This window comes from Citrobacter sp. Cpo030, from assembly GCF_030333005.1.
Lineage (GTDB): Bacteria > Pseudomonadota > Gammaproteobacteria > Enterobacterales > Enterobacteriaceae > Citrobacter > Citrobacter portucalensis.
Map to the genome: position 1 here is coordinate 1 of NZ_JAOWGT010000007.1, position 10000 is coordinate 10000.

The following is a 10000-nucleotide window of genomic DNA, read 5'->3' on the forward strand; positions in this document are numbered from 1 at the left end:
CAAAATCGGTGGAGCTGCATGACAAAGTCATCGGGCATTATCTGAACATAAAACACTATCAGTAAGTTGGAGTCATTACCGGTGCTCTGATATATTTATTATACTATAGTGGGGTATGTGTTGATCTTAATGTAATACTCCCCTATAGTATAAGAAATACAGAGCAGTGAGGTAAGCAATGCCCAGTACTCCTGAAGAGAAAAAAAAGGTCCTAACCCGGGTTCGCCGTATCCGGGGTCAGATTGATGCTCTGGAAAGAGCACTTGAAAGTGGCGCTGAATGCCGTTCCGTTCTCCAGCAAATCGCCGCCGTCCGGGGCGCCGCTAACGGACTGATGGCAGAGGTGCTGGAGAGCCACATACGGGAAACCTTTGACCAGAATGACAGCTACAGTCATGAAGTCAGTAAATCAGTTGACGATACGATTGAGCTGGTTCGTGCCTATCTTAAATAGGTGAGGCCATTATTACATTGAGGATATATTACGTATGAAATCACGTGCCGCTGTTGCATTTGCACCAGGGAAGCCCCTGGAGATTGTTGAAATTGATGTTGCTCCGCCTAAAAAAGGCGAGGTGCTGATTAAAAACACCCACACAGGTGTCTGCCATACCGATGCCTTTACCCTCTCAGGGAATGACCCTGAGGGCGTTTTCCCGGTGGTTCTCGGCCACGAGGGAGCCGGTATCGTCGTTGAAGTTGGTGAAGGCGTCACCAGTGTGAAGCCGGGTGACCATGTTATTCCGCTCTACACCGCTGAATGCGGGGAGTGTGAATTCTGCCAGTCCGGTAAAACGAACCTCTGTGTATCGGTTCGCGAGACTCAGGGCAAAGGACTGATGCCTGACGGGACCACTCGCTTTTCATACAACGGTCAGCCTCTTTACCACTACATGGGATGTTCCACATTCAGTGAATACACCGTTGTGGCCGAGGTTTCTCTGGCAAAAATTAACCCGGAGGCGAACCATGAACACGTCTGCCTGTTGGGTTGTGGCGTGACTACCGGTATTGGCGCCGTCCATAACACGGCTAAAGTGCAGCCGGGCGATTCAGTTGCCATTTTTGGTCTGGGGGCAATTGGTCTGGCTGCGGTACAGGGGGCCCGTCAGGCAAAAGCGGGACGTATTATCGCTATCGATACTAATCCGACAAAATTTGACCTGGCCCGTCAGTTCGGGGCCACTGACTGCATTAACCCGAATGATTATGACAAACCGATTAAAGATGTTCTGCTGGATATCAACAAGTGGGGTATTGACCATACCTTTGAATGTATCGGTAACGTTAACGTCATGCGTGCAGCGCTGGAAAGTGCTCACCGTGGGTGGGGGCAGTCCGTTGTCATTGGTGTCGCAGGGGCCGGACAGGAGATTTCCACCCGTCCTTTCCAGCTGGTCACCGGGCGCGTATGGAAAGGTTCCGCGTTTGGCGGAGTAAAAGGCCGCACTCAGCTCCCCGGTATGGTCGAGGATGCCATGAAGGGGGATATTGACCTTGAGCCATTTGTAACCCATACGATGACACTGGATGAAATCAATGACGCCTTCGAGCTTATGCATGAAGGCAAATCTATCCGGACAGTGATTCATTACTGATCCCATCAGAATTTTAATCAACTCAAACTGAAGGAAGTGGAAAATGACAACTCCGGTAATTTCTGGTGACGGCATCTTTTCTCATGTGTTCATTGGCGCAGCCGATGTCGAGAAATCCTCCGCATTTTACGATGTCGTCCTGGGCACGCTTGGTATCAATAACCTCGGCCCGTTTGGCAACGGCTGGGTACTCTATGGCCGCGAAAAGCCGGCATTTATCATTGCCCGTCCGGGCAACGGTGAAGCACCTTCCGCTAACGGGGTGACTGTCGGCTTCGCTGCTGCCACCCCGGAAGAGGTTGATGCTTTCCATGCTGCCGGCCTTGCCGCCGGTGGAGCTGATGAAGGTCAACCTGGCCCGCGTGGTCACCTTCCCGGGGCCTATGCTGCCTACCTGCGGGATCCGGCGGGTAACAAAATCACGGCGTATACGTTTATCTGACGTCCGGATTTAAAGATACTTCCCCTGGCTTCGGTCAGGGGAAATAACCATGAGATAACGGCTGATGGAACTCATTGAGCAGCATGCCAGCTCTGGCGGCTGGCAAAACGTGTACCGGCATTATTCACAATCCCTTAATTGTGAAATGAATTTCGGTGTGTATCTTCCTCCCAAAGCAGTAACAGAAAAACTGCCGGTACTATACTGGTTGTCGGGCCTGACCTGTACTGAGCAGAATTTCATCACCAAATCAGGTATGCAGCATTATGCAGCCCGGCATAACGTCATCGTTGTTGTCCCGGATACCAGTCCCCGGGGTAATAATGTCCCGGATGCCGACAGTTACGATCTTGGCCAGGGGGCCGGTTTTTATCTGAACGCGACGGAACAGCCGTGGAATGTTCATTACAGGATGTATGACTATATTCTCAGAGAGCTTCCGGATGTCGTCATGAATCATTTTCCTGCAACGGCAAGAAAATCTATATCCGGTCATTCTATGGGAGGGCTGGGTGCTCTGGTGCTGGCTCTGCGAAATCCTGGTGAATATGTGAGCGTATCAGCATTTTCCCCGATAGTATCGCCTTCTCAGGTGCCATGGGGGCAACAGGCATTTAGCGCTTACCTGGGTGAAAACAGAAAAACGTGGGAAGCCTACGATCCAGTCAGCCTCATTTTACAGGGTGAAAAATTACCAGAAATCTTCATTGATCAGGGGCTGAGTGACGCCTTTTATGAAGAGCAACTGCGCACCAAAATCCTTGAGAGAGTATGCAATGAGATGAACCTCAATGCGTCGTTCCGATATCATACTGGATACGACCACAGCTATTATTTCATTTCCAGCTTTATTGGTGAGCACATTGCTTACCATGCCAACAGGCTCAGGCTGTCAGCATGAGTTGATTTCCAGCCTCAGAAAATGTGCTTAATTTTCAGGCCTGAACAGGGCCTGAACCCTGCAGACCTGAGATGTACTGTAACTGGTGGCTTCAGCAGTTTCTCTTATGCTCAGTTTCTTGACCTGTCGGTAATACAGAACTTTCTTATGTCGTTCCTGATCGGCCTGTTTGCCCCGGTGAATCGCCACGGATAATCTAGACACTTCCGAGCCGTTGATGGACTGACCCCGCCCCGGTAGACGATCCTGCCCTATAGTTTGGACTGACCCCACGCCTGTAGACAAATCCTGTCCTCACGACGAGGCCTGTTCGAAGGCCTCCGGACTGACGTCGCCGAGGTGGCTGTGGCGCCGGGACCGGTTATAGAAGACTTCAATGTAATCGAAGATCCGCCCGGGCCAGATCCCTGGTTTTATATATGCGTTTTCTGATCCGTTCTTTTTTCAGCGAACTGAAGAACGATTCGGCCACCGCATTATCCCAGCAGTTGCCACGCCGGCTCATGCTCGGCGCCAGGTTATTGGCCCGGTAGAAGCGCTGCCAGTCGTCACTGCCGTACTGGCTGCCCTGGACGCCCTTCTAAGAGTCAAGCTGTTATCGGGATACTGTTGATCCGCCTGTTTTGATTGCGCAGTAACGTGTAAACTTCGCGGGAGATATATCGCTTTAGACAGCGTATCGCTTCCATTTTTGTATGTCCTTCGGCTACACGCCTGGCGACATATTCCTTTGTTTTTGCGTCAGTTCGTAAGCGTCCGATGGCGATGATGTGAAGTGCACTATTTGCAGCACGATCTCCACCACGATTAAGTCGGTAACGGTTCGTTTTTCCAGAAGAAACGGGGACCGGGCTGACACCGGCACTGTTGCAAATAGTCGGTGGTGATAAACTTATCATCCCCTTTTGCTGATGGAGCTGCACATGAACCCATTCAAAGGCCGGCATTTTCAGCGTGACATCATTCTGTGGGCCGTACGCTGGTACTGCAAATACGGCATCAGTTACCGTGAGCTGCAGGAGATGCTGGCTGAACGCGGAGTGAATGTCGATCACTCCACGATTTACCGCTGGGTTCAGCGTTATGCGCCTGAAATGGAAAAACGGCTGCGCTGGTACTGGCGTAACCCTTCCGATCTTTGCCCGTGGCACATGGATGAAACCTACGTGAAGGTCAATGGCCGCTGGGCGTATCTGTACCGGGCCGTCGACAGCCGGGGCCGCACTGTCGATTTTTATCTCTCCTCCCGTCGTAACAGCAAAGCTGCATACCGGTTTCTGGGTAAAATCCTCAACAACGTGAAGAAGTGGCAGATCCCGCGATTCATCAACACGGATAAAGCGCCCGCCTATGGTCGCGCGCTTGCTCTGCTCAAACGCGAAGGCCGGTGCCCGTCTGACGTTGAACACCGACAGATTAAGTACCGGAACAACGTGATTGAATGCGATCATGGCAAACTGAAACGGATAATCGGCGCCACGCTGGGATTTAAATCCATGAAGACGGCTTACGCCACCATCAAAGGTATTGAGGTGATGCGTGCACTACGCAAAGGCCAGGCCTCAGCATTTTATTATGGTGATCCCCTGGGCGAAATGCGCCTGGTAAGCAGAGTTTTTGAAATGTAAGGCCTTTGAATAAGACAAAACGCTGCCTCATCGCTAACTTTGCAACAGTGCCGTCTCAATCGACTCGTCACGCCCACTGGCGGCAGTGTCACCAGCGAACTCGGTGAGCTCGGCAGCGGCTCGGCCTTGCGTCAGCATCGTCGGCGTACCGCCATGATCTTTCAGCACCACCAGCTAATCGAACGTCAAAGCGCACTGGCTAATGTGCTTACCGGTCGGCTGGCCTTTCACAACACGCTCCGCTCGCTGTTTCCTCTGCCGCGTGCCGATCAGGAGATTGCGCTCAGTTGCCTCGCTCGGGTCGGTCTGGCAGACAAGGCGCTAAGCCGGGTGGACAAACTGTCCGGTGGCCAGCAGCAGCGGGTAGGCATCGCGCGTGCGCTAGCGCAACAGCCGGCGATCATTCTGGCCGATGAGCCGGTAGCCAGTCTCGACCCGGCCACTTCGGTCCGTGTTCTCGGATTGCTGCGCGACATCTGCAAGGAAGACGGCATCACCGCCATCGTTTCGCTGCATCAACTCGAATATGCCCGCCGCTTCGCCGATCGCGTCGTCGGGCTGGCCGATTCTCAGATCGTTTTCGATGCCGCGCCCTCGGAACTCACCGATGCGCAGCTTGAGCGCATCTATGCAGGCCGCTCTACGACTCAGCCAGCGAATGCTCCGGCTGAACCACCTGTCATGCTCGAACCTTCACTGGAGATGTCCCGATGAAACGCTTATCCGCGCTCTTATTGACTTGCTTGCTGTCCGCTGTTTCAAGTTTGTCCGCCCTAGCGGCCGATGCCGATCCGGATGTGCTAAAGGTTGCCCTGCTGCCGGACGAAAACGCCTCCGAGCTGATCAAGCGTAACCAGCCGCTGAAGGATTATCTGGAAGAGCATCTGGACAAGAAGGTGCAGCTGATCGTAACCACCGACTATTCCTCGATGATTGAGGCGATGCGCTTTGGCCGTATCGACCTGGCGTATTTCGGTCCGCTGTCCTACGTCATGGCCAAAAGCAAAAGCGACATCGAGCCCTTCGCTGTCACGGTCATCGACGGCAAGCCGACCTATCGCTCGGTGATTATCGCCAATGTGGCGTCAGGCGTGAATGAGTATGCCGACCTTAAGGGCAAGAAGATGGCCTATGGTGACCGGGCATCGACGTCCAGCCATTTGATTCCCAAAACCGTGCTTCTTGAGACGGCCGGTTTGACGGGTGGGCGGGACTACGAAGAATATTTTGTGGGCACGCATGACGCCGTTGCCGTCAACGTGGCGAACGGCAACGCCGATGCGGGTGGGCTGTCGGAGGTAATTTTCAATCACGTAGTCGAACGTGGCCTAATCGATCCGAGCAAGGTGAAAGTACTTGGTTACAGCGGCGAATACCCCCAGTACCCCTGGGCGATGCGCTCGAACCTGAGCCCCGAGCTGAAAACCAAGGTGCGGGATGTATTCGTCGGTATCGACGATCCCGAAGTGCTGCGCAACTTCAAGGCCGAGGCCTTCGCGCCAATCACCGACGCCGACTACGATGTGATCCGCAAAATGGGATCGCTGCTCGGCCTCGACTTCGCCACGATGTGAGCACCGATATGTCTACTCATTACGACGTGCAGGCGCTGCCTGCAGAGCAACGCGAGCACATCCTTCGAGGCTTCGGCCTCGGTTGGTGGCGCCAGCTGGGGCAGGTGGCGATTGTATTCGGAGTGGTGCTGTTGGCCTGCTGGTACGTGGGGCTGCTCGATGCCACCACGCTGCTGAACGGGCTGCCCTCCATCGCGACCCTGGCAGGCGAGGCCATGCCGCCAGACTTTTCGGGCTATCGAAGCTGGATTCGCCCCTTGATCGACACCTTGGCGATGAGCATCGCCGGTACGGCCATCGCAGTGGTGTTCTCGCTGGTGGTGGCCTTCGTTGCAGCGCGCAATACGGCGCCGCACCCCCTTGTGTTCGGTGTTGCCCGGGTGCTGCTCAATGCCCTGCGGTCGGTGCCGGAGCTGATCATGGGCATCATCTTCGTTGCAGCCGTAGGGTTCGGCGCCTTGCCGGGCGTGCTTGCCCTGGGTCTGCATTCGGTCGGCATGGTCAGCAAGTTCTTCGCCGAGGCCATCGAGCACGTCGACGAAGCGCCGGTGGAAGCCGCTCGGGCGGCGGGGGCTACGCCGATGCAAGTGCTGCTGCACGCGGTTTTGCCACAGGTGACGCCGCAGTTCGCCGACGTGGCGATCTACCGCTGGGAATACAACTTTCGCGCCTCCACCGTGATGGGCATGGTTGGCGCCGGCGGTATCGGCTTCGAACTCATGGGCTCGCTGCGCATCATGCAGTACCAGGAGGTTGCAGCAATCCTGCTGGTCATCCTGGCCATGGTCACGCTAGTAGACGCCTTCAGTGGCGTGCTGCGCAAACGTTTCAAATAGGACAAAACATGCTGCCGAAACTCGTTATAACTCACCGAGTACACGATGAGATCCTGCAACTGCTGGCGCCACATTGCGAGCTGGTGACCAACCAGACCGACAGCACGCTGACGCGCGAGGAAATTCTGCGCCGCTGTCGCGATGCTCAGGCGATGATGGCGTTCATGCCCGATCGGGTCGATGCAGACTTTCTTCAAGCCTGCCCTGAGCTGCGTGTAGTCGGCTGCGCGCTCAAGGGCTTCGACAATTTCGATGTGGACGCCTGTACTGCCCGCGGGGTCTGGCTGACCTTCGTGCCTGATCTGTTGACGGTCCCGACTGCCGAGCTGGCGATCGGACTGGCGGTGGGGCTGGGGCGGCATCTGCGGGCAGCAGATGCGTTCGTCCGCTCTGGCGAGTTCCAGGGCTGGCAACCACAGTTCTACGGCACGGGGCTGGATAACGCTACGGTCGGCATCCTTGGCATGGGCGCCATCGGACTGGCCATGGCTGAGCGCTTGCAGGGATGGGGCGCGACCCTGCAGTACCACGAGGCGAAGGCTCTGGATACACAAACCGAGCAACGGCTCGGCCTGCGCCAGGTGGCGTGCAGCGAACTCTTCGCCAGCTCGGACTTCATCCTGCTGGCGCTTCCCTTGAATGCCGATACCCAGCATCTGGTCAACGCCGAGCTGCTTGCCCTCGTACGGCCGGGCGCTCTGCTTGTAAACCCCTGTCGTGGTTCGGTAGTGGATGAAGCCGCCGTGCTCGCGGCGCTTGAGCGAGGCCAGCTCGGCGGGTATGCGGCGGATGTATTCGAAATGGAAGACTGGGCTCGCGCGGACCGGCCGCGGCTGATCGATCCTGCGCTGCTCGCGCATCCGAATACGCTGTTCACTCCGCACATAGGGTCGGCAGTGCGCGCGGTGCGCCTGGAGATTGAACGTTGTGCAGCGCAGAACATCATCCAGGTATTGGCAGGTGCGCGCCCAATCAACGCTGCGAACCGTCTGCCCAAGGCCGAGCCTGCCGCATGTTGAATCCGGTCTGGCTGAAGAGCCTGGTAGCGATCGTTCAAACAGGCAGTTTTCAGAGCGCGGCGAGGGCGTTGGGGCTGGCCCAGCCGACGGTGTCGCAGCACTTGCAGAAGCTTGAAGAGCAGGTCGGCGTAACGCTGGTGCAGCGCAGTCGTAGCGGCTGCCAGCCTACCACACGGGCGCTGGCCTTCATGCCGCATGCGACCGCCTTGCTCGACATGCACGCCCGGGCGCTAGAAGCCCTGCATGGCAATCGTGAGCGCGTCGGGGCCAGCACCAACATCGGCACCTACCTTCTCCAGCCATTCGTGCGCAACTATCTGACGACCGCAAATGAGAGGGGCGAGGTGGATCTGCGCATCGCCGCCAACCCGGATGTGGCCGACCAGCTACTGGCGGGCCAGCTCGACGCCGCGATCATGGAATGGTGGCTACCTCACCCCGACTTCGAACACCGCCTCTGGCGGGTCGAGCCGCTGGTGCTTATCGTCAGCCCCGACCATGCGCTGGCTGAAGCAGGGTGCATAGAACGTGATCGTCTGGTGGACCTGCCGATGCTGGGAGGTGAACCGGGTAGCGGTACCGGACGGCTTCTGACCGAATACTTTGGCGAACTGGGCGTGCCTCGCAGCGGTATGCAGCTAGGCAGCACCGAGGCAGTCAAACAAGCAGTGAGGGCGGGACTCGGCGTGTCGTTGGTGATGGCTTCCGCAGTACAAGACGAAGTTCGCAGTGGCGCGCTGGTAGCTCTTCCCATCCCGGGGCTTGAAAAGCGTCTCCAACTGATCTGGCGCAAACCTCCCGGAAATCTGCACCCGCCGGGATTTGTGCGGCACTTATTGGAGGAGGCAGATCTAGCTGGATAAGGTGATGGATGGTTGCGATCCAGCGCTTGGCTTGTCAGCCTAGGGAAACTCTGAAAAAGACTTTCTGATTTGGCAAAATACCGCGCCCCCACCCACCGAGTTTCCCGATGAAGCAGATGACCTTCGCCGACGCCGAGTACGCTGGCAAGCGCAAGCAAACCCGCAAGGAGTTGTTCCTGATCGAGATGGATCGGGTGGTGCCGTGGAAGGGCTTGATTGCTTTGATCGAGCCACATTATCCGAAGGGTGAAGGTGGCCGTCCGGCCTACCCGTTGATGGCGATGCTGCGTGTGCATCTGCTGCAGAACTGGTTCGGCTACAGCGATCCAGCGATGGAGGAAGCGCTGTACGAAACCACGATCCTGCGCCAGTTTGCCGGGCTGCACCTGGAGCGCATCCCCGACGAAACCACCATTCTCAACTTCCGCCGCTTGCTGGAGAAACACGAGCTGGCGGCCGGCATCCTCGCTGTCATCAATGGCTCTGGGCGACCGCGGCCTGTCGCTGCGCCAGGGCACCATCGTCGATGCAACGCTGATCAATGCGCCCAGTTCGACCAAGAACAAGGACGGCAAGCGCGACCCGGAAATGCACCAGACCAAGAAGGGAAACCAGTATTATTTCGGCAGTGCGACCTGAAAGTCGCATGGGTTTCTGTTCCGCAGGTTAACGCCCGACGGAACCGACTGTTCCACCACTCGTTCCCTACCCAGACAGGCGTGGCCGGTAACAGCCGGGTCTGAAGCTCTGGGGACAATGTAACCGCCGATATTTCGGTAGGTCGAACCGCGAGGCCAGACTGAATCTGCCAGCATCAAGGCGGAGAGGCGCCAGGGATGAACAGGTACCCGCCAACTGCACGGGGGTGATGGTGCTCGCTTGGCGACTGGCTTCTTGCTGGAGGTTAGAGATTGCTTCGGCAATTGCCTTGGTCTGAGCCACATAGCTGCCGGATAGGTTGGCAATCACAATGCAGCAACGCGGTAACTCCAGAGCGGCGCTCATCAGGCAGCTGAGTGTGTAGGTGCTCACGGTAGCCAGCGTACCGCCGCCGATGACAGGGAAGGTGCGAATAAGCAGGTCATTTCTTCCCAAGCTGACTCGCTGATTAAAATTTCGCGGATCTGGGCCGATTTTTT

The 10000-nt window shown here is 56.5% G+C and carries 10 protein-coding genes and 5 pseudogenes; 12 read left to right on the forward strand and 3 right to left on the reverse strand.

Translation table 11 applies throughout. The features are described 5' to 3' along the window. The 5 genes from OGY37_RS00035 to fghA form a co-directional block, all read left to right on the forward strand. A partial coding sequence (locus OGY37_RS00035; RefSeq protein ID WP_071603212.1) for an IS1 family transposase occupies window positions 1-65 on the forward strand: 65 nt, incomplete at its 5' end. Window positions 66-178: 113 nt separating this feature from the next. Further along, a complete protein-coding gene (frmR, locus tag OGY37_RS00040) occupies window positions 179-454 on the forward strand; it encodes a formaldehyde-responsive transcriptional repressor FrmR (RefSeq protein WP_017384071.1) in 276 nt (91 codons plus the stop codon). Window positions 455-488: 34 nt separating this feature from the next. After that, complete coding sequence (frmA, locus tag OGY37_RS00045; protein ID WP_017384070.1) at window positions 489-1598, forward strand: S-(hydroxymethyl)glutathione dehydrogenase; 1110 nt, start codon at window positions 489-491, stop codon at window positions 1596-1598. Between the two features lie 43 nt (window positions 1599-1641). Continuing rightward, the gene (locus tag OGY37_RS00050) at window positions 1642-2040 is read left to right on the forward strand and encodes a VOC family protein (protein WP_012561111.1); all 399 of its coding nucleotides are present in this window, start codon (window positions 1642-1644) and stop codon (window positions 2038-2040) included. Between the two features lie 64 nt (window positions 2041-2104). Continuing rightward, the gene (fghA, locus tag OGY37_RS00055) at window positions 2105-2941 is read left to right on the forward strand and encodes an S-formylglutathione hydrolase (RefSeq protein WP_012561110.1); all 837 of its coding nucleotides are present in this window, start codon (window positions 2105-2107) and stop codon (window positions 2939-2941) included. Window positions 2942-2968: 27 nt separating this feature from the next. Here the strand turns inward: fghA and OGY37_RS00060 are convergent. From OGY37_RS00060 to OGY37_RS00070, 3 pseudogenes are all read right to left on the reverse strand, one after another. Then, window positions 2969-3121 (reverse strand): annotated as a pseudogene (locus OGY37_RS00060) (recombinase family protein); the annotation flags it as partial. A gap of 114 nt (window positions 3122-3235) precedes the next feature. Beyond that, a pseudogene (locus tag OGY37_RS00065) lies at window positions 3236-3512 on the reverse strand (IS3 family transposase); the annotation flags it as partial. A gap of 16 nt (window positions 3513-3528) precedes the next feature. Further along, window positions 3529-3801, reverse strand: a pseudogene (locus OGY37_RS00070) (transposase); the annotation flags it as partial. 63 nt (window positions 3802-3864) lie between these two features. Here OGY37_RS00070 and OGY37_RS00075 point away from each other — a divergent pair. From OGY37_RS00075 to OGY37_RS00105, 7 genes and pseudogenes are all read left to right on the forward strand, one after another. After that, the gene (locus OGY37_RS00075; RefSeq protein WP_001067855.1) at window positions 3865-4569 is read left to right on the forward strand and encodes an IS6-like element IS26 family transposase; all 705 of its coding nucleotides are present in this window, start codon (window positions 3865-3867) and stop codon (window positions 4567-4569) included. A gap of 54 nt (window positions 4570-4623) precedes the next feature. After that, a pseudogene (locus tag OGY37_RS00080) lies at window positions 4624-5283 on the forward strand (ATP-binding cassette domain-containing protein); the annotation flags it as partial. After that, window positions 5280-6143: a phosphate/phosphite/phosphonate ABC transporter substrate-binding protein gene (gene phnD / locus OGY37_RS00085; protein WP_004152695.1), complete on the forward strand. Its 864-nt coding sequence runs from the start codon at window positions 5280-5282 to the stop codon at window positions 6141-6143. The pseudogene OGY37_RS00080 and the gene phnD, both read left to right, overlap by 4 nt. An 8-nt stretch (window positions 6144-6151) precedes the next feature. Continuing rightward, the gene (phnE, locus tag OGY37_RS00090; protein ID WP_004152694.1) at window positions 6152-6979 is read left to right on the forward strand and encodes a phosphonate ABC transporter, permease protein PhnE; all 828 of its coding nucleotides are present in this window, start codon (window positions 6152-6154) and stop codon (window positions 6977-6979) included. An 8-nt stretch (window positions 6980-6987) separates the two neighbouring features. Then, complete coding sequence (ptxD, locus tag OGY37_RS00095; protein ID WP_004152693.1) at window positions 6988-7998, forward strand: phosphonate dehydrogenase PtxD; 1011 nt, start codon at window positions 6988-6990, stop codon at window positions 7996-7998. Next, window positions 7992-8861 (forward strand): LysR family transcriptional regulator, encoded by an 870-nt coding sequence (locus tag OGY37_RS00100; protein ID WP_004152692.1) that lies wholly within the window; start codon window positions 7992-7994, stop codon window positions 8859-8861. The genes ptxD and OGY37_RS00100 overlap by 7 nt, the downstream gene beginning before the upstream one ends. A 107-nt stretch (window positions 8862-8968) precedes the next feature. Continuing rightward, window positions 8969-9488 (forward strand): annotated as a pseudogene (locus tag OGY37_RS00105) (IS5-like element ISPst7 family transposase); the annotation flags it as partial. Window positions 9489-10000 lie beyond the last annotated feature (512 nt).